Origin of the sequence: Kribbella sp. NPDC049174, assembly GCF_043197365.1 — a bacterium.
Lineage (GTDB): Bacteria > Actinomycetota > Actinomycetes > Propionibacteriales > Kribbellaceae > Kribbella.
In genome coordinates, this window is sequence record NZ_JBICSZ010000015.1 from 103747 (window position 1) to 120966 (window position 17220).

Consider the following 17220-nt stretch of genomic DNA (forward strand, 5'->3'; position numbering starts at 1 on the left):
CACCAGCTCAGACATGGCAGCTTGCGCGTTTGTGACCGGGCCCCGGTGTCACGGCTGTCACACGGCGGCGAGCTGACCTGTCTTAGCTGTCGAGCGGACGGCAACCGGGGCCCCGCTTCTGATCGTTCACGGGAGACTGGGATGACCGCTGCGGCGATGGTTGCCGAGTTCGACGATGTGGCTGGGTGGACGGCTGATGCCGTACGGCAGCTCGGCGATCGGTACGCGATACCGGCCGCTTGTCGCGGCAGCTCCAGCCCTACCGCGCTGGCCTGGCTGGCCGAAGCCTGCGAACTGTCGGCCGGTATGCGCCTGCTCGACGTCGGTGCGGGCGTCGGTGGACCTGCGGCGTGGGCGGCCGAGCGGTTCGGCGTCGACCCGATCCTGCTCGATCCGATGCCGGCCGCCTGCCGTGCCGCGGCCACGCTGTTCGGGCTCCCCGTCGTACTGGCTGACGGCGGTCGGATTCCACTCCGTACGGCGTCGGTCGACGTCGCGTGGTGTCTGGGGGTGCTCTGCACGGTCGAGGAGAAGGCTGCCCTGCTCAGCGAGATCCATCGTGTGCTCGTGCCCGGCGGGTCGCTCGGACTGCTCGTTGTCGTTGCACAGGGCAAACATCTGCTCCGGCCGCCGGACGGCAACCACTTCCCGGGCCAGGAGGAACTCGATGCGTTGCTCGGAGACGCCGGCTTCGACGTCGTGGAACAGATCGATCGGCCTGCCGAGGTGCCGCGATCGTGGTCCCGGCGTGTCGAGGAGGTCGCCGCGATGGTCGAGGCCCGTCATCGCGCCAAGGGCGCGTACGCACTCGCCGCTCGTCAGGGCCGGCGGCTCGCCGGTCTCTTCGACGGCGGACACCTGTCGATGCAACTGATTCACGCGACCAGACTGGGGAGAACAGTATGACGTGGACGTTGGAGAGCCTCCGAGAGCACTTGCAGTGGGCAGTCGAACTGGAGCACGCGACGCTTCCGCCGTACCTCTGCGCTCTCTACTCGCTCGACCCGCAGCGGAATCCGGAGGCCGTCCAGGTCGTCGGGAGTGTCTTCTCCGAAGAGATGCTGCACCTCGCGCTGGCCGCGAACATCCTGAACGCCGTCGGCGGTCGGCCGCAGCTGGACAAGCCGGAGATGCTGCCACCGCATCCGCGCCGGATGCCGCACGGCGACCGCTCGCTCGAACTGTCGCTGGCGCCCTTCGGTCCTGAAGCGCTGGAGATGTTCCTCCGGATCGAGCGGCCGGCACCACCTGGCGGTCCGGCCGAAGGAGACAACTACGAGACGATCGGGCAGTTCTACGACGCGATCGAACAGGGACTGCGGTCGCTGTGTTCCACGTTGGGCGAGGAGGCGGTCTTCTCCGGGGATCCCGCCCGGCAGGTGAGCAACGCCCACTTCCGGCACAGCGGCGGGCGGCTGGTCGTCGTCGACAGCCTCAAGTCCGCGCTGGAGGCCCTGGAGGAGATCGTCGAGCAGGGCGAAGGTACGGCGCGCGGCGAGGTGTGGGACGGGGACGCCGACATGTTCCACCCGGACCGCGACGAGGTCGCCCACTACTACCGGTTCCAGGAACTCAAGCTCGGCCGCAGGTTCCAGCGCGGCGACACCCCGGACTCCGGCCCGACCGGCGAGGCGATCGGCTTCGACGCGGACGGCGTACACCCGATGCGGCCGAACCCGCGCCTGACCGACCATCCTGAGGGTCACCCGATCCGCGTTGCGCAGGAGGAGTTCAACCACACGTACTGCGCTGTGTTGCATCTGCTCGAGCAGGCCTTCAACGGCAGTCCGCGGATGCTGGCCGTTGCCACCGGCACCATGTATGCGCTCAAGGCGCAGGCCTCGGCGCTGATGCAGATGCCCGAGGACGACGGTCGTACGGCAGGGCCTACTTTCGACTATGTCGCACCGTCGTCGCGTCGATGGGCTGTCGGTGCGTCGCAGCGGGTCGCCGTACTGCCGAATGGTCCGTACGTCGTCTACGGCCGGGTGCCGCTGCGGCGCAAGCAGAAGATCGTGTCCGAGAACAACGACTCGCTCACCTGGCAGACCGGGCCCGAGATCGAGACCGAGGACACCTACGCACTCTGCCGGTGTGGTCAGTCCGGCTCCAAACCGTTCTGCGACGGGACCCATGCGGTGGTCGGATTCGACGGGAAGGAGGCTTCGCTGATGCCGCCGTACCGCGAACTGCAGCATGTGCACGACGGGGTCGGCATCTCGGCGCAGCGCGTCGGCGAACTGTGCATCCACGCGGCCTTCTGCATCGGGCGGACCCGGCCGATCGCCAAGATGCTCGCCGACACCGGGGACAGCGACGTACGCTCCGATGTCATGGGACGGATCGACCACTGCCCGTCGGGGTCGTACAGCTACGCTCTTCGCCGCGGCGGGGAGTCGATCGAGCCGGATCTGCCGCGGGCGATCTCGGTCCTCGAGGAGGAGGACGGTCAGGCCAGCGCACTGTGGATCACCGGCGGTCTGCCGGTCCACCGGGCCGATGGACAGGACCTGGAGACCCGCAACCGGGTGACCTTGTGCAGGTGCGGTCACTCGGCGAACAAGCCGTTGTGTGACGGCACTCATCGCGAGATCAAGTTCCGCGAAGAATGACCTCGATGGATCTGGAGCAGGCCGCGGCGGTGTTCGCCGAGGTACGGCCGCGCCTGTTCGGGATCGCGTACCGGATGCTCGGCAGCGCTTCCGAGGCCGAGGACCTGGTCCAGGACGTGTGGTTGCGCTGGCAGACGGCCGACCGCAGTACGGTCACGAATCCAGCGGCGTACCTGGCGACGGCCATCACCCGGCTCGCGATCAACGTGACCCAGTCCGCGCGGGTACGGCGGGAGACCTACATCGGGCCGTGGTTGCCGGAGCCGGTCGACACCAGCGCGGATCCGCTGCTCGGTGCCGAACGCAACGAGGCGCTGGAGTTCGCCGTACTGCTGATTCTGGAACGGCTTTCGCCGACCGAGCGGGCGGCGTACATCCTGCGCGAGGCGTTCGACTATCCGTACAGCCAGATCGCCGAGATCATCGGGTCCACCGAGACGGCGACGCGTCAGCTGGTCAGCCGGGCGCGGAAACGCATCGTCGCGGGACGGCACAATCCCGTCACCGATCAGGAGCAGCGGGAACTGCTGAGTGCGTTCGTCACCGCGGCCCGGTCCGGTGACCTGGAGGCACTCGAGCAACTGCTCGCCGAGGACGCCATCAGCTACTCCGACGGCGGCGGCGTCGTCCGCGCCTCCCGCTTCCCGGTGGTGGGGATGGAACGGGTGGCGAAGTACCACAAGGCGTTCGCGGATCGCTTCTGGGAGAGGGCCGAAGTCGAGCTGGGTACGGCGAACGGCCAAGCGGTCGCGGTTCTGCGCCGGGACGGTGTGGCCTTCGCCGCATTGACCGTGACCGCGTCCGCGGACGGAATCGAACAGGTGCTGTGGCAGCTGAATCCGGACAAGCTCACGACGTTCGGGAACTGACATGGAAACCGTCGAATCACTGGCCGAACTGCTCGACGAGCGCGAGCACCTCCTCGAGATCGCCCGCTGGAGGTTCGGATCCCCGGCCACGGCCGACCGCATCGTCCAGGAAACCTACCGCCGCTGGTACGCCCTCGACCCGCTCGAGCGAGCCCGAATCGCCGAACCCCGAGCCTGGCTGGCCCAAGTCGCCGGCAGCATCAGCCTCGACGGACTCGAACCCGAGGACGTGGACCCGCTCGTCCACCGTTTCGCCCTCGCCTGTACGACGGGCGACGTACCAGCTCTCCGAGCCACTCTCGCCGACGACGCCACCGTCATCACCGACACCGGCGGCAACCTCAGGACCTCCCCACACCCCCTCCAGGGCGCCGACCAGGTAGCGGTCTACGTCGCCACCCTCCTGAGACGCCGCCCCGGCACCCACCTCACCACCGAACCAGTCAACGGCCACCCCGGCCTGGTCCTCCGCCACACCACGCAGGCCATCGCGGTAATCACCCTGACCACGACCGCGACCCAGATAGCCACGATCTACATCGTCCTCAACCCGACGAAGCTGACCCCCTGGCACACGTCACCGATGTAGCTCCCGGCCATCGACGTACAGCCGCCCGTCCGGCACCAAAGCAGCCCAAATCCGTTGCAGCGCCTCACGCTCGAGCTCCGGATGCCGCCCGTCGAGCGCCCCAACCCTCACGGCAAACGCGAGATCGTACAGCGCCTCGCCTTCCTCCAGCGCAAACCGCTCAACCGCCACCTGCCGAACCGCCAACGCCCCCGCCGCGACCTCATCCGGCGACCCCGCCAACGCCTGAGCCACCGCTTTGGCCGACCGATCAACAGCCAGCACAAACCCCTCCGGCCCAACCCGCCGGGCCACCTCCCGAGCCGCCGCCCCCGGCCCACACCCGATCTCCAACACCCGCATCCCGGGTGCAAGCGGTAACGCATCAACAGCTGCCACTAGCCGCGCCGACAAGCCCATACGTCCTCCCTCGGATGTCAGTCCAGTCCGATTGTCCGGGTTCAGCTGAGCTTGGACGCTGCCTTCGCGAGTTCGGCCACGGATCCGGCAGCGGCGAAGTTCAGCCGCAGGTAGGCCCCGGGCGGTTCAGCGGGAAAGAAGCGATCACCCGCATCGACGAGTACGCCGCGGGCCCGGCACGCGTCAGCCACGGCAGCCGCCTGGCGATCCGGTGGCAACCGCACCCACAGATGCAGCCCGCCGTACGGGACGTTGGACACCGTGTAGTCGGGAACCTGACGCGCCAGCGCGCCGACGAGGGCAGCACAGCGGTCTCTCAGCTCAGCCCTCAACGAGTTGAGGTGGCGATCCCATCCGGGAGTGCTGAGCAGTTCGACGGCGGCCTCCTGCAATGGCCTGGCGATGAAGAAGTCGTCGACGTACCGCATGCCGAGCAGGCGACGCATCACCGGACCGCGGGCGATCACCGCACCGATGCGCAGGCTGGGGGAGGCGGGTTTGGTCAGCGAGGTCAGGTAGACGACCGTCCCGTCGTGGTCCTCGGTGACGAGGGGTGCCGGCGCAGCGAGTCCGTGGCGGAGGTGCCTGGCGAAGTCGTCCTCGATGACGAACGCGTTGGCGGACCGTGCGACCTCGATGAGCCGGCGCCGCCGATCGGGGGCGAGCACGACTCCGGTGGGGTTGTGGAAGGTGGGCTGGCAGTAGAGCAGCCGGGCGCCGGTCATGGCGAAGACGTCGGCCAGCAGGTCGAGCCGGATGCCCTCGTCGTCCATCGGTACGGGGATCGGTCTCAGCCCGGCGGCTCTGGCCGCGGCGAGAGCGCCGGGATAGGTGGGCGATTCCATCAGCACCGGGCCACCCGGTGCCACGATCGCGCGGAACAACATCGACAGTGCGCCCTGACCGCCTCCGGTGATGAGCACGTCCTGCGGGGTGGTCGCGCCTCCCGCCATACGTGCGAAAACGGCACGCAGCGGCTCCAGACCGGCGGTCGGAGCGCGATGCCAGGCGTCAGGGCGGCGAGCGGCGCGGGCCAGGGCAGCTCCCAGCGACCGGGTTGGCTGCAGTGACTCGTGGAGATAGCCGCCGGACAACGCGATCCCGTCCCCAGTGGGGAGATGAGTCGCCTCGACGGCGTTGGCCGGGTCGTACTCCCGGCCGGCCAGTGAGACCTCCTGCCAGGACATGTCGCTCACGACGTCCGGGCGGTCCACCCGCGGTGCGACGAACGTGCCGACACCGGCGCGGGTGACCACGGCGCCTTCGGCGGTCAGGGTGGCGATCGCACGAGAGACGGTTCCCGGTCCGACCCGGTAGCGCTCGATGAGCTCGCGACTGCTCGGCAACTTCGAGCCCGGGCCGAGGTCGGCTACGAGGGTCCGCAGGCGCGTCACGAGGGTGTCAGTAGTGCTACCGTTTGACATGACGCTGCATAGTAGCACTACTGGCATTACTCCGGAATCACTTCTGCGGTTGCGCGCCGACACCCCCGGCTGCGAGAACGTCGTGCACTTCAACAACGCCGGCTGCGGTCTGCTCGCGACTCCGGTTCTCACCTCGGTCGTCGAGCACCTCCAACTGGAGGCGGCGATCGGGGGCTACGAGGCGTCGGCCGCCCGGGCCGAGGAGGTGCGCGCCTTCTACGACGAGGTCGCCGGTCTGATCAACTGCGCGCCGCGCAACATCGCGTTCTCCGGCAGCGCGACGCATGCCTACGCCACTGCCTTGTCCTCGATCCCGTTCGAACGCGGCGATGTCATCCTCACCACCCGCAACGACTTCATCTCCAACCAGATCGCGTTCTTGTCCCTGCGCAAACGTTTCGGCGTGGAGATCGTGCACGCTCCGGACCTGCCCGAAGGTGGGGTGGACGTCGCCGCGATGGCCAAGCTGATGCGCACCCACCGGCCCAGGCTGGTGACCGCCACTCACATCCCTACCAATGCAGGCCTGGTCCAGCCGGTCGCCGAGATCGGCGCTCACTGCCGCGAGCTGGACCTGCTCTACCTCGTCGACGCATGTCAGTCGGTCGGCCAGTACCCGATCGACGTCGAGCAGATCGGATGCGACCTGCTGACCGCCACCTGCCGCAAGTTCCTGCGCGGGCCTCGGGCCTCAGGGTTCCTGTACGTCTCGGACCGGGTCCTGGCCGCGGGATACGAGCCGCTGTTCATCGACATGCATGGCTCCCGCTGGGTCGCACCGGACCGCTACGAGCCGACCGCTACCGCGGCCCGCTTCGAGGAATGGGAGTTCCCGTACGCCACCGTGCTGGGTTGCGCTGCCGCCGTACGTTATGCGCGCCAGATCGGGCTGGACGCCATCGCTCGTCGTACCCCTGCCCTCGCGGCTCGACTGCGGGAGAAGCTCGCAGACATCCCCGGTGTGCGCGTCCTCGACCGCGGAACGACCTTGGGTGCCTTGGTGACCTTCGAGATCGAAGGTTGGCAGCCGCACCCGTTCAAGGCGGCCATGGACGCGAGGCGGATCAACTCGGCATTGAGCTTCCACGACTTCGCCCAGTTCGACTTCACCGACAAGAACGTCGACTGGTGCCTACGCCTGTCGCCCCACTACTACAACACCACCGAAGAGATCGACTTCGTCGCCGCCACCGTCGCAGACCTGGCAGCCTGATCTCAGGTGTCGTCGTGCGTCTCCAGTTCCGTGTGCGCGAGGAGCTCGACCAGTTGGCCGACCGTTCGCTGTCGCAGCAGAAGCTCCGGCAAGGGCTTGTCGACCTGGACTCCGTACCGGTTGCGACGGCCGTTCTTGTCCTTGACCACGTATCCGGCGTCCACCAGATCGGTGACGATGCCGAACGCCGCGCGCTCCGTGATGCCGAGCGTGGTCGCGATCTCCCGCAGTCGCACGCCTGGGTCATGCGCGATACACAGCAGCGCCTGCGCGTGGTTCGTCAGAAATCCCCAAGCCATGACACGGAGCATACTGGATGCCTAGATCTAGGAACTGCATTGCCAGTATTGAAATTCTAGCGTAGCTTCGATGGTGGAACTGGTTTGCGGGTCTACGCAAGCCGCTCCGCGATAGGAAGGCACATCATGCGCTGCACGCGCGTTGCTCTTTACGACATCAAGTCCGGCACGTTCGACGAGGTAGTCAGCCAGGCGAAGGCCGGGATGGTCCCCTTGTTCAAGGACAGCAACGGCTTCGTGTCCTACGGAGTCGCCCAGATCGACAAGGAAGCGTTCGTCTCCATCAGCACCTGGGAGACCCGGGCGCAGGCCGACGCAGCCGCCGCGAAGGCCGCGGACTGGGTGAAGGCCAACAGTCGGGACCGTTTCACCCTGCGCAACAACTACGTCGGTGACCTCGCCATCGACACCGGCCACCGCGAGCCGGCGCCGATGACCCACTAGATCGGCCAACCAACGAGCCCCGCCGCGTCCCGCGGCGGGGCTCGCCTGTCTGCACTTACACGGATGTGTGGGGGCGGGTGGCGCCCGGCGTCTGTTCCGCGGCGGTGACGGGGTCTTCGGTCAGCAGCCGGGCACCGATGGCGTCTGCGATCTCCTGGGTCGCGCCGGCGCCCGCGATCGCGAGTGGCGCGATCCGGGCCAGCCGGGCCAGTTGCTCGGTCAGGCCGTCGAACCGCTCCGGTGCGGTCGCGGCCAGCACGATCAGGTCCGGCGGCGCTGCTGTGGTGGCTTGGGTCAGTTCGTTCAGTGGGGTGTCTGCGCCGAGGTAGCTGATCCGCCAGCCGTTGCGGTTGAGGACCACCCCGAACGCGAGCAGCGCCAGTTCGTGCTGTTCCCCCGGTAGGCAGGCGAGCAGCGCCCGTGGCCCGTGGCCGTGCCCCCAGCCGCGGCCGAGGCCGGCCAGCCGGCCACGGATGACGTTGGACGCGAAGTGCTCCTGGACGACGCTCACCGAGCCGCGCGCCCAGCGCTCGCCGAGTTCGCCCAGATACGGCATCAGCACGTCGCGGATGACGGTCTCGACGGTCAGCATGCTCAGCAGGTGATCGATGACGGCCTGCGCGGCCGGTTCGTCGAACTCGTCCAGTGCGGTTGCCAGCGTCCGTGCGGCGTCGGCCAGGCCGTCGAGACCTACTTCGCTCGGCTGTTTCGCACGCTCGGAGGGCTCGGCCGTCCGCTGCTCGCCGATGGCGGCGCGGGCGGCTTCGGCGGCGGATAATCCGTGCGCAAGATGGTCCTGCATCCGCTGGACCCGGTGAAGATCGGCCTCGGAGTACAGCCGGAATCCGCCGGCCGACCGCACCGGCTGGAGCAGGCCGTAGCGCCGCTCCCAGGCGCGCAGCACGTGATCGCTGACGCCGAGCCGGCGACTCAGCTCACCGATGCGCAGTACCGCGGGCGATTCGTTCGTGGCCATGCCCTAACCATACAGAACCTAGACGGATTCTTGACAACCTCTCAGAACCGCTCCTATAGTCTAGACAAAACCTAGACGGAGGTTGGACAAAATGAAGAAGCTGGATCTTGTCGCAGTAGTACTGCTCGTGGTCGGTGGCCTGAACTGGGGCCTGGTCGCGCTCGCCCGGTTCGATCTGGTCGCGGCTGTGTTCGGCATGGAGTTCGGGGAGACCAACGCGCTGACCCGGATCGTTTACGGGCTGGTCGGGCTCTCCGCGGTGTACATCGCTACGCAGTTGCGGGCCATCCCTCGCCGGTGGGCGACCACCTCACGCACCCACGCCCACACAACGGCCGCGTGATCGGTCGGCACCCATGACATCCATCGCACGGCCCGCACCGATCCAAAGGCGGGCCGTGCGCCGCGGCATCCTCACGCCGGCGCTGGCCCGCCTGATCGACACCGACGGCGGCGACGGCCGCCTTGTGGGCACAGAGCCGCTTGGAATTCGAGGACATCGTCCAGCGCCCGCACAACCGGGGCCGCTAGCGTGTCACACTTCGCACGACCTTGCCGCCGGTGAGCGGCTTGTCGGCGGGGCCCTTTAACGTGCGGGGCCGCGGTAGATGACCTTGTGTCGTTTCTCGCTTGGGTACCACTGGCGAACCTTTTGCATGCGCACGATCCATCGATGGTTCCCTCGGTCGAGACTCTCGCCAACCTCGTCCGGCGGGGCGGGCCGGCGGCCGGCGATCCGGTCGCAACGGAGACAGCAACCGGGCCTGGACCAGAAGCTGAAGGGATGCGCCCCGGCGGCGATCGTCGCCGGGCCGCTACCGTATGCCCGTGAGCGTTGATCCGGTAGCGCACAACCGCGCGGCGTGGGACCTTGAGGTCGAGAGCGGCAACGAGTGGTCGCGCCCGGTCACTCCCGAGACCGTCGCGCGGGCACGCGCCGGTGACTGGTCCGTCGTGCTCATCGGGTACCGGCCGGTCGACCGGGCGTGGTTCCCCGCCGACCTGTCCGATGTAGACATTCTCTGCCTGGCCTCGGGCGGTGGGCAGCAAGGCCCGACGCTCGCCGCGGCCGGCGCGCGGGTCACGGTCTTCGACAACTCGCCGCGTCAGCTCGACCAGGATCAGATGGTCGCGGAGCGCGACGGTCTGGAGCTGCGCACGGTACTGGGCGACATGCGCGACCTGTCGGAGTTCGGCGACTCCTCGTTCGACCTCGTCCTCAACCCGGTCTCGAACCTGTTCGTGCCCGAGCTCGCACCCGTGTGGCGCGAGTGCTTCCGGGTACTGCGGCCGGGCGGCGCGCTGCTGTGCGGCTTCCTCAACCCTGACGTGTACCTGTTCGACCACGAGGCCATGGACACCCGCGGCGAGCTGGTCGTCCGCCACCGCCTGCCCTACAGCGACCTGACGCACGTCCCGGCCGAGGAGCGCGAGCGGCTGTGGGGAGCCAACGCGCCGCTGGAGTACAGCCACACGATGGCCGAGCAGCTCGGCGGGCAGCTCGCCGCCGGCTTCGTGATCACCGGGTTCGACGAGGCCCCGCACCATTCCAACGCCACCGCAGGCTGGCTGCCCGGCTACTACGCCACTCGGGCCCTCAAACCCTGAGAGACATGGGCTACCGCGACGGGCGTCGCGGTAGCTCGATCCTGTCTAGAGCGAGCGGGCCAGTCGGTCGGCGAGCAGGTGCGTGAGGCGGGGCGGGTCGGCGAGCTCGCTTCCCTCGGCGAGCAGCGCCGTGCCGTAGAGCAGCTCGGCGGCCTCGGCCAGCGCCGGGTCGTCGGCGTTGGCCTCGTGCGTGGTGCGCAGCCCGGTGACGAGCACGTGCTCCGGGTTGAGTTCCAGGATCCGCTTGGTGCGCGGCAACTCCTGCCCCATCGCCCGGTACATCTTCTCGAGTGTGGGGGTGATGTCGTGCTCGTCGCCGACGATGCAAGTGGCCGAGGTGGTCAGCCCGGTCGACAGCCGCACCTCCTTGACGTCGTCGGCCAGCTTCTCGCCCAGCCACGCTAACGACCGCCCTCGCCTCTGCCGCCGTACCGGCGTGAGCTATTCAGCCAGGATCGGTCGCGGGAGGATCGACGATCCGGCTGGGTCGTGATGTGGAGGACGCAGGGCCGGTGGGTGTCGCCGAGCATGCCGAGGTTGGTGACGGCGAGGCCGTGGCTGGTGAGGGTGACGGCGGTGGGGCCGTCGCAGCCGTCCGCAGCCGTCCGCAGCCGTCCGCGGCCGTGGCGAGGAAGGTTCTGTGGCCAGCGGGCGAGCACTTCCCGGTGCGATGAGCTCGGCGCAACCGCGGCGAACCGTCGACCGGCGTGGGCCGGCCGACGGTTCCGGGTAGGGCGGTTGGTGTTAGTCGATGACACGGAAGCCGTTGCGCTGGCCCAGTTTTGTCAGGCTTGCCCTGCCCGGGATGCCGTCGAACGGCGGCGGGACCGTGGCCTTCTGCCACTTGGCATAGGCCTTGCGGAACTCGGTCCCGGCGTAGCCGTCGACGAACTCCGCCGGCTTGAGGCCCTGGTGCCGGAGCGCCTTCTCCACGATCAGGACGTCCTTCTCGTGCAGCCCCTGCCCCTGCGGACGGAACTGATCCCGGCGGGCGGCGTCGATGACGTTGCTGAGGTCGACAGCCGGCAGCAGTGGCGTGGGCGCACCCGGACGCCAGATCCGGACTCCGTTGACGTCCTCGCTCCAGCCGCGGTACCGCTGTCCCCAGCTGCGGGTGATGAACGAGATCGCAACCCTGTCGATCTTGCCGCGCCGCTTGATGTCGTTGCTGAAGCAGGTCCCGTCGCCGGCGCTGATGGCGACGTGCCCGTCACCTCCGTTGGTCCACCACACAGGGACTCCGAGCGGCGGCGTACCCGTGGTCCCGTGCCTGAAGTCGGTCCCGAAATAGCCCTTCTCGGCCGACCCGTACAGCGGCCCGACGTTGAAGCAACGCCGGACGAAGACCAGACACAGCCGGAACCAATCCTGGCTCGGGCTGGTCACCTGGCCCTTCGCGAAGTCGATCGCGGCCTGCCCGGTGCGGATCGCCATCTCACTCATCCCCTTCCGGATCGACCTCGTCGGCCGACCTCACGGCCTTGTCGGGCCGAGTCTCCTCACCCGGCTCCTCGCCCAGTTCCAAGGCAACCTCATCGCTGTTGCCGCCCGGCTCGGCGAACTCGCTGTCGAGCGCCGGGTCATCGGCCATCACCCCCGCCGACTGGCTCAACGGCAGCAACGCACTTTCGTCCAACACGTCGACAGATTGTGAACTGTCGAGCACTACCTCGCTCATCGCGAAACCTCCCCTGTTTGCTGGTACTCCCACTAACTACGCTCACGCCACCCCTGCCACATCCGAAGGAACCCCTCAGATCCGCGGCACGAACCCTTAGATGCGCAACCAGCCTTCAGACCGCTCAGATGGTCAGCTCGCCGTCGACCCGTGGGATCGACAGCCGGACGGATACGACACAAGGCGAGTTGCACCGATTCGCCGTACGTGGGCGAGACGGTTGCCTTTGGCAACACGCCGCTCACCGACCTGTCGGTGGACTCCCAGATCGACGGCGGTACGGCGTCCACGATCGTGTGCACCGGACCTGACGGCCAGGTGGCCAGCGGTTCGACCGGCGCCAACGGCGACGGCTCGGCCTCGGCCTCCGACCTGAAGCCCGGAACCTACACCTGCACGGTCGTCATCGACCCGTAAGCCCTGGGCGATCCTGGGAAGGTGGACCCGCCGGCCATCCCCCCGCCGGCGGGTTCCTGCCACCCCGCACGGGGTCCGGCCAGGTGATTCGGGGACCGCACCGCGCGCTGACGGGCTGGATCACCGCGACACACCGCGTCGCGGTGCGCTGACGCAGCCGCTCCGACTACCGGATCAGCCGGTGACAGGAAGTGACCGCGCGGAGCGCCCGCTGGCCGTGCCCGGCGGCTTCTGCTGCTCAGCGCCTCTGGATTGGCTCGGCGCCTGCCCTCGCGGACGGCCATGTTGTGGGGCCTGCGCGGACCGCGGCTTCCCCTTGCCGGGGCGCCGCGAGCGGACGAAACTGAGAGGTTGCGACCACCTGGCCGGTGCTCGGGGCAGCCAGGCGCGCCGCGCAGAACGATCCATCTATCCGAGGAGCGTCATGCGCAGGATCAACGTCGCCGCGACGGTCGCCGCGGCATCCGCAGCACTACTTCTCCCGACGCCGGCCCAGGCCGCGCCGATCACACCGGGCGGGTCGACGGAAGTCACCGTCGGGAGCAACGACCAACTGTTCTCGCAGAACAAGCAGAACGAGCCTGGTCTGGCCGTCAACCCCGTCAACCCCGCGATCCTCGCGGCGGGAGCCAACGACAACATCGACCTGGAGGCGTGTAACGCCGGCGATGACCGCACGTGCCCGTTCACCCCGGGCGTGGGCGTGTCCGGCATCCAGTTCTCGACCGACTCCGGCCGCACGTGGACGCAACCGACGTACACGGGCTTCTCGGCGCGCGTCACACCGTCCTGCCTCGGTGCACCCGACGTCGCGCCTGGCCAACCCCCGGCCGGCGACACCGGCTGCGTACCCGATCCCAACGGCCCGATCGGCACACTGCCCAACTACGACGTCAACGGCATGGTCTCCAACGGCGACCCGGAGCTGGTCTTCGGTCCCGTTCCCGACGCCTCAGGGAACTTCTCCTGGTCCAACGGGCAGCGGCTGTACTACGCCAACATCGCCACCAACTTCCCGGGCAATCCCGGCTTCCCCGGCGATGCAGCCATCGCGGTGTCCCGCACCGACGACCTGGCGGGCGCCATCGCGGGTGACAACGACGCCTGGATGGACCCGGTGGTCGTGACCAGGCAGAACCAGGCCCTCTTCAGCGACAAGGAACAGGTCTGGGCCGACAACGCCGAGACCAGCCCCCACTTCGGCAACGCCTACGTCTGCAACGTCGGATTCCGCGGGACCGCCGGATCCGAACCGGTGCTGTTCGCTCGTTCCACCGACGGCGGCGACACCTGGACCACGCGCCAGCTGTCCGCTGCGACCAACAACAACCAGACCGGCGGGCGGCAGGGCTGTGCGATCCGAACCGACAGCCAAGGCGTGGTCTACGTGGTGTGGATCGGCACCGACATCCGGACGCGCCAGGGCGTGTTCTTCCAGGCCCGGTCCTTCAACGGTGGCCAGAACTTCGAGCGTCCGAGGGCCGTGGTGTCGGGGCTTGGTGGAATCGGGCAGTTCGACCCCGCGCAGGGCCGGTTCACCATCGACGGCATCGCGGGCGCCCGCACCAACACCTTCCCGTCGTTCGACATCGCCAACGGCGCGCCGACCGGTGCGGACGCCACCGACCAGATCCTGCTCACCTGGTCCGACGACAGTCAGGGAACCAACCTCGAGAAGGCGTTCCTGGTGAGCTCGACCAACGGGGGCAGCACCTACTCGGCAAAGGTGGTAGTCAGCGAGGGCACCGACCGGGCCAACTTCCCGGCGGTGGCAATCTCGCCCGACGGCACCGACGCGTGGCTGGTCTACAACGCGTGGCTCGACCCGTGGCGCAACGACACCACCTCGCCGCGCCGGGTACTGGGCGTGGTCCGGCACGCCGACATCACCGGGACCGCGCACACCGTCGGCGCGTTCACAACAGTGTTGCGCGGAGCAGTAGGCGACGGGCGCGCGTCCAGCGCCAACAGCCTGACCTCGGAGTTCCTCGGCGACTACAACTACGCCGTCGCCACGCGGGACTACGGTTCCGCCGTCTGGAACGACATGCGCAACGGAGCCGTCTGCCCGGACATCAACGCCTACCGTCAGGCGTTCGTCGAAGACGTCCTGGCCGGCACCACCGAACCCATCGTCGGAGACGAGAAGGAGGACCAAGACGCGGCAGCCGAACTGCCGGCCACACACTCCACGGAACTGCGCCCAGGACCCAACAACGACTGCCCGGCAACCTTCGGCAACTCCGACATCTTCGGCGGAACCTTCAGCGACGACTCCTGAGCCCACTCGAGCCGTAGCCACAACACCCCGACGGCCGCCCAGATGGGCGGCCGTCGGTAGTGGCACTGCGGTCCATGTGACCTCGGATCGGGTGCCGGACGAGCGCGCGCTGGCGCAACCGTCGCCGTATCGGACGAGCCTTGTGCCGGCAGGGCTCAACGTGCTGGTGGAGCTGGCGAGTGCGCCATGGTCCTACGACGGCCTTGTGGCAGAGGTATGCCGCGATCCGGCAAGCGCCGAGACCCCATCCAGCAGCCGGGTCACTGCCTCTGGCGGGTTAGAAACCCGTATCGCCGCAGGCCCCTGATGAATAGGCTCGCGCTCATGACCGACGGCGACTGGAGGGATGGCGGGTTCAAGCAGCGTCGGCCCTCCGTGGAGACTCTCGCCTGGGTTGCGGCGTCGATGGGTCGGGGCAGTCGCATCGTTGGCTATCGCCGATTGACCGGTGGCGTCTGCTCCGCCGTGAATCGGCTGACTGTCGAGCGACGTGGAATGCGAACGTTCGTCGTACTGCGGCAGTACCCGGGCGGGCTTGGCCTGCAGGGGAGCTTGGAGAAGGAGATCGCCAACCTTGGTGTGGTGGCGGGAAGCGGGCTCCCGGTTCCGAGCATCCTGGCTACCGATGTTGCTGGTGCTTCGACGGGGGGCGCGCCATCGTTGCTGACGACACGGTTGCAGGGGCATGTTCACCTCAATCCGGCGGAACCTCGGTCGTGGCTGACGAGGATCGCGGAGATTGCTGTATTGCTGCATTCCCTCGATCTCCCCGCGAAGATGTTCAGACCTTGGACGGATTCTTGGATCGCTCCTCTAGACGGGTTTCAGGTGCCGGTCGACGCACAGAAGTCGGCTGTGTGGAAGGCGGCGTTTGGTGTCATGGCGGCGCCGCCGCCAAAGGACACTGCTGTCTTTCTGCACTGCGATCTCCTGCCTGTCAACATGCTGTGGTCGCGCGGGAGGATTACTGGACTGACCGACTGGAACTCCATCCATCGGGGGGCGCGCGCGATTGACGTCGGGCACTGTCGGCGATACTTGGCGGCGCTCTACTCGCCCGAGTGGTCGGAGCAGCTTCGGTCGCTCTATGAGTCGATCGCCGGGGTGACTCTCGATCCGTGGTGGGACCTGTATGCCCTGCTGCACTATGACGATAGCGGGCCGAAGTGGATCCGTGGTCAGGTCGCTGGGCGCCGTCCCGTCGATGTGCCCGGCATGACTTCCCGGGTCGAGGTCGCTGTCGAGACAGCGCTACGGCGCCTCGGATAACTGCGGGTTCCCTGCTCCGACTGGGAGGAACGCCGCCTGGCCGCCGAACGGATGGGCCGCACCGCTGACGAGTTCTGTGGGTGGCCCCTTGCCTACCAACAAGAGACGCCCGGCAGCCTGCGCTGGATCTGGACCGCGGGCGAGCACTGGCCGAGGACGAACCTAGGCAACCATGCGGCCTGAGACCTCGGCGGACGACCCGACCGCGGCCAGGCCAACGCAGATGTCGCCTCCACCCCGGCGGTAGCCCGAAGACTCTCCTATACGCCGCGCGCTACGGAAGCGACTGCAAGCGCTGCTCCAAAAGCATGGAGCCGCGCCGTGTCGAGAGGTTGTGTGGCTTTCAGGCCCTGGCGAGGGGCAGTTGCCCAGGCCCCACCCTGCGTCTACCCCGCGAGAAGCAAGCCACCGCGGAACGCATCAGCGCGTACAGCGCCCCAAGCGGTGTGGTCGACGTCGGCATGCCAGGCATCGCGGCAGGAGCTAGGAGGTAATGATTGCTTCCGCCGAGGTGGCCTGGAGGGTCGGCGGGAGCGAGTTGGCTCCTTTGGGTGGCATGTTGCCCCCGCGGAGCACGTACTGATCGCCCTGCAACTGATACACGCCGACGTCGCCGGCGATCAGGTAGCGGTTCGGGGCAGCATCATCGGCACCAGTGCTCGGAATGAGAAAGACCAAGTACTCAGCACCTGGCTCAAGGACCTTCGACATGTTGCCGACCATCTCGGCGGTGCCAAGCTGCCTGATCTCAATCGCCGCCCCCGACGCAGCTTCTCCCCAGAGAACCTTCGTCACCGTCGCACTCGTCACCGTTGTCGGAAGCCGCGCGATCTCGCCTAAGATTTGTTCCCCGGCGATGACCTTGACGATAGCGGCACTGTCAGCGCGCAGCTCCGCAAACGTCGTGTAGTGCTTCACGTAGTCGACGTGGAGTCGGCGTACCGGATCATCACCCGAGGGCCCGTCGGGTGTCGGAGTCGTCGGCGTCGGCATCTGCCTTTGGCCGGGCACAGCAGGATGATGCGTTGCCTCATCAGCGGCGAGGATGGGCCTTGACCCTGGTTCTTGGACACGCTGATTCCAGCCATCGGCTGGGGAAGCGAGATGATCAGGACCATGGCCCGCAAGAACTATTCCGAGGA

At 67.9% G+C, this 17220-nt stretch carries 19 protein-coding genes; 11 read left to right on the forward strand and 8 right to left on the reverse strand.

Annotated features, from left to right (window positions below; genetic code table 11):
• The first annotated feature begins 141 nt into the window (after window positions 1–141).
• From ACGFIF_RS41600 to ACGFIF_RS41615, 4 genes are read left to right on the forward strand one after another with little or no spacing between them, the layout of a single operon-like run.
• Window positions 142–906 carry a class I SAM-dependent methyltransferase gene (locus ACGFIF_RS41600; RefSeq protein WP_393162940.1) on the forward strand — a complete coding sequence of 255 codons (765 nt, stop codon included), beginning with the start codon at window positions 142–144 and terminating at the stop codon, window positions 904–906.
• Complete coding sequence (locus ACGFIF_RS41605) at window positions 903–2612, forward strand: ferritin-like domain-containing protein (RefSeq protein WP_393162942.1); 1710 nt, start codon at window positions 903–905, stop codon at window positions 2610–2612. The genes ACGFIF_RS41600 and ACGFIF_RS41605 overlap by 4 nt, the downstream gene beginning before the upstream one ends.
• Window positions 2613–2617: 5 nt before the next feature.
• Window positions 2618–3481, forward strand: a complete 864-nt coding sequence (locus ACGFIF_RS41610) for an RNA polymerase sigma-70 factor (RefSeq protein WP_393162944.1) — start codon at window positions 2618–2620, stop codon at window positions 3479–3481.
• A gap of 1 nt (window position 3482) precedes the next feature.
• Window positions 3483–4070, forward strand: a complete 588-nt coding sequence (locus ACGFIF_RS41615; protein ID WP_393162946.1) for a hypothetical protein — start codon at window positions 3483–3485, stop codon at window positions 4068–4070.
• On the opposite strand, the gene ACGFIF_RS41620 is transcribed toward ACGFIF_RS41615, so the two are convergent.
• Entirely contained in the window at window positions 4059–4469 is a 411-nt protein-coding gene (locus ACGFIF_RS41620) for an SAM-dependent methyltransferase (RefSeq protein WP_393162948.1), read from the reverse strand. The two genes, ACGFIF_RS41615 and ACGFIF_RS41620, sit on opposite strands and share 12 nt — an antisense overlap.
• A 41-nt stretch (window positions 4470–4510) precedes the next feature.
• Entirely contained in the window at window positions 4511–5893 is a 1383-nt protein-coding gene (locus ACGFIF_RS41625) for a PLP-dependent aminotransferase family protein (protein WP_393162950.1), read from the reverse strand.
• Here ACGFIF_RS41625 and ACGFIF_RS41630 point away from each other — a divergent pair.
• Complete coding sequence (locus tag ACGFIF_RS41630) at window positions 5892–7106, forward strand: aminotransferase class V-fold PLP-dependent enzyme (RefSeq protein ID WP_393162952.1); 1215 nt, start codon at window positions 5892–5894, stop codon at window positions 7104–7106. The two genes, ACGFIF_RS41625 and ACGFIF_RS41630, sit on opposite strands and share 2 nt — an antisense overlap.
• A gap of 2 nt (window positions 7107–7108) precedes the next feature.
• Here the strand turns inward: ACGFIF_RS41630 and ACGFIF_RS41635 are convergent, their stop codons facing one another.
• On the reverse strand, window positions 7109–7405 hold the full coding sequence (locus ACGFIF_RS41635) for a helix-turn-helix transcriptional regulator (RefSeq protein ID WP_393162954.1): 297 nt from the start codon (window positions 7403–7405) through the stop codon (window positions 7109–7111).
• Window positions 7406–7531: 126 nt separating this feature from the next.
• On the opposite strand from ACGFIF_RS41635, the gene ACGFIF_RS41640 reads away from it, so the two are divergent.
• A complete protein-coding gene (locus tag ACGFIF_RS41640; protein WP_393162956.1) occupies window positions 7532–7849 on the forward strand; it encodes an antibiotic biosynthesis monooxygenase in 318 nt (105 codons plus the stop codon).
• Between the two features lie 55 nt (window positions 7850–7904).
• Here ACGFIF_RS41640 and ACGFIF_RS41645 read toward each other — a convergent pair whose 3' ends face one another.
• Complete coding sequence (locus ACGFIF_RS41645; protein WP_393162958.1) at window positions 7905–8825, reverse strand: MerR family transcriptional regulator; 921 nt, start codon at window positions 8823–8825, stop codon at window positions 7905–7907.
• Between the two features lie 91 nt (window positions 8826–8916).
• Between ACGFIF_RS41645 and ACGFIF_RS41650 the strand changes: the two genes are divergently transcribed.
• A complete protein-coding gene (locus ACGFIF_RS41650; RefSeq protein ID WP_393162960.1) occupies window positions 8917–9168 on the forward strand; it encodes a DUF378 domain-containing protein in 252 nt (83 codons plus the stop codon).
• A gap of 485 nt (window positions 9169–9653) precedes the next feature.
• Window positions 9654–10433, forward strand: a complete 780-nt coding sequence (locus tag ACGFIF_RS41655; RefSeq protein WP_393162962.1) for a class I SAM-dependent methyltransferase — start codon at window positions 9654–9656, stop codon at window positions 10431–10433.
• A gap of 45 nt (window positions 10434–10478) precedes the next feature.
• Here the strand turns inward: ACGFIF_RS41655 and ACGFIF_RS41660 are convergent, their stop codons facing one another.
• From ACGFIF_RS41660 to ACGFIF_RS41670, 3 genes are all read right to left on the reverse strand, one after another.
• Window positions 10479–10829 (reverse strand): hypothetical protein, encoded by a 351-nt coding sequence (locus ACGFIF_RS41660; RefSeq protein WP_393162978.1) that lies wholly within the window; start codon window positions 10827–10829, stop codon window positions 10479–10481.
• A gap of 348 nt (window positions 10830–11177) precedes the next feature.
• Window positions 11178–11867, reverse strand: a complete 690-nt coding sequence (locus ACGFIF_RS41665) for a hypothetical protein (protein ID WP_393162964.1) — start codon at window positions 11865–11867, stop codon at window positions 11178–11180.
• 1 nt (window position 11868) lies between these two features.
• Window positions 11869–12111, reverse strand: a complete 243-nt coding sequence (locus ACGFIF_RS41670) for a hypothetical protein (RefSeq protein ID WP_393162966.1) — start codon at window positions 12109–12111, stop codon at window positions 11869–11871.
• Between the two features lie 150 nt (window positions 12112–12261).
• Here ACGFIF_RS41670 and ACGFIF_RS41675 point away from each other — a divergent pair, with 150 nt between their 5' ends.
• From ACGFIF_RS41675 to ACGFIF_RS41685, 3 genes are all read left to right on the forward strand, one after another.
• A complete protein-coding gene (locus ACGFIF_RS41675) occupies window positions 12262–12528 on the forward strand; it encodes a hypothetical protein (protein WP_393162968.1) in 267 nt (88 codons plus the stop codon).
• Between the two features lie 424 nt (window positions 12529–12952).
• The gene (locus tag ACGFIF_RS41680; protein WP_393162970.1) at window positions 12953–14809 is read left to right on the forward strand and encodes a hypothetical protein; all 1857 of its coding nucleotides are present in this window, start codon (window positions 12953–12955) and stop codon (window positions 14807–14809) included.
• A 324-nt stretch (window positions 14810–15133) separates the two neighbouring features.
• Window positions 15134–16078, forward strand: coding sequence for a phosphotransferase family protein (locus tag ACGFIF_RS41685; RefSeq protein WP_393162972.1), 945 nt, complete (start codon window positions 15134–15136; stop codon window positions 16076–16078).
• A 483-nt stretch (window positions 16079–16561) separates the two neighbouring features.
• Here the strand turns inward: ACGFIF_RS41685 and ACGFIF_RS41690 are convergent.
• Window positions 16562–17220: hypothetical protein (locus ACGFIF_RS41690; protein ID WP_393162974.1), on the reverse strand; the 659-nt coding region annotated here is incomplete at its 5' end.

What these genes read in the sequence shown, in the direction of transcription:
- ACGFIF_RS41600 (WP_393162940.1), top strand. Translation starts at nt 142, where the DNA reads ATGACCGCTGCGGCGATGGTTGCCGAGTTCGACGATGTGGCTGGGTGG.
- ACGFIF_RS41605 (WP_393162942.1), top strand. Translation starts at nt 903, where the DNA reads ATGACGTGGACGTTGGAGAGCCTCCGAGAGCACTTGCAGTGGGCAGTC.
- ACGFIF_RS41610 (WP_393162944.1), top strand. Translation starts at nt 2,618, where the DNA reads ATGGATCTGGAGCAGGCCGCGGCGGTGTTCGCCGAGGTACGGCCGCGC.
- ACGFIF_RS41615 (WP_393162946.1), top strand. Translation starts at nt 3,483, where the DNA reads ATGGAAACCGTCGAATCACTGGCCGAACTGCTCGACGAGCGCGAGCAC.
- ACGFIF_RS41620 (WP_393162948.1), bottom strand. Translation starts at nt 4,469, where the DNA reads ATGGGCTTGTCGGCGCGGCTAGTGGCAGCTGTTGATGCGTTACCGCTT.
- ACGFIF_RS41630 (WP_393162952.1), top strand. Translation starts at nt 5,892, where the DNA reads ATGACGCTGCATAGTAGCACTACTGGCATTACTCCGGAATCACTTCTG.
- ACGFIF_RS41625 (WP_393162950.1), bottom strand. Translation starts at nt 5,893, where the DNA reads ATGTCAAACGGTAGCACTACTGACACCCTCGTGACGCGCCTGCGGACC.
- ACGFIF_RS41635 (WP_393162954.1), bottom strand. Translation starts at nt 7,405, where the DNA reads ATGGCTTGGGGATTTCTGACGAACCACGCGCAGGCGCTGCTGTGTATC.
- ACGFIF_RS41640 (WP_393162956.1), top strand. Translation starts at nt 7,532, where the DNA reads ATGCGCTGCACGCGCGTTGCTCTTTACGACATCAAGTCCGGCACGTTC.
- ACGFIF_RS41645 (WP_393162958.1), bottom strand. Translation starts at nt 8,825, where the DNA reads ATGGCCACGAACGAATCGCCCGCGGTACTGCGCATCGGTGAGCTGAGT.
- ACGFIF_RS41650 (WP_393162960.1), top strand. Translation starts at nt 8,917, where the DNA reads ATGAAGAAGCTGGATCTTGTCGCAGTAGTACTGCTCGTGGTCGGTGGC.
- ACGFIF_RS41665 (WP_393162964.1), bottom strand. Translation starts at nt 11,867, where the DNA reads ATGGCGATCCGCACCGGGCAGGCCGCGATCGACTTCGCGAAGGGCCAG.
- ACGFIF_RS41670 (WP_393162966.1), bottom strand. Translation starts at nt 12,111, where the DNA reads ATGAGCGAGGTAGTGCTCGACAGTTCACAATCTGTCGACGTGTTGGAC.
- ACGFIF_RS41680 (WP_393162970.1), top strand. Translation starts at nt 12,953, where the DNA reads ATGCGCAGGATCAACGTCGCCGCGACGGTCGCCGCGGCATCCGCAGCA.
- ACGFIF_RS41685 (WP_393162972.1), top strand. Translation starts at nt 15,134, where the DNA reads ATGACCGACGGCGACTGGAGGGATGGCGGGTTCAAGCAGCGTCGGCCC.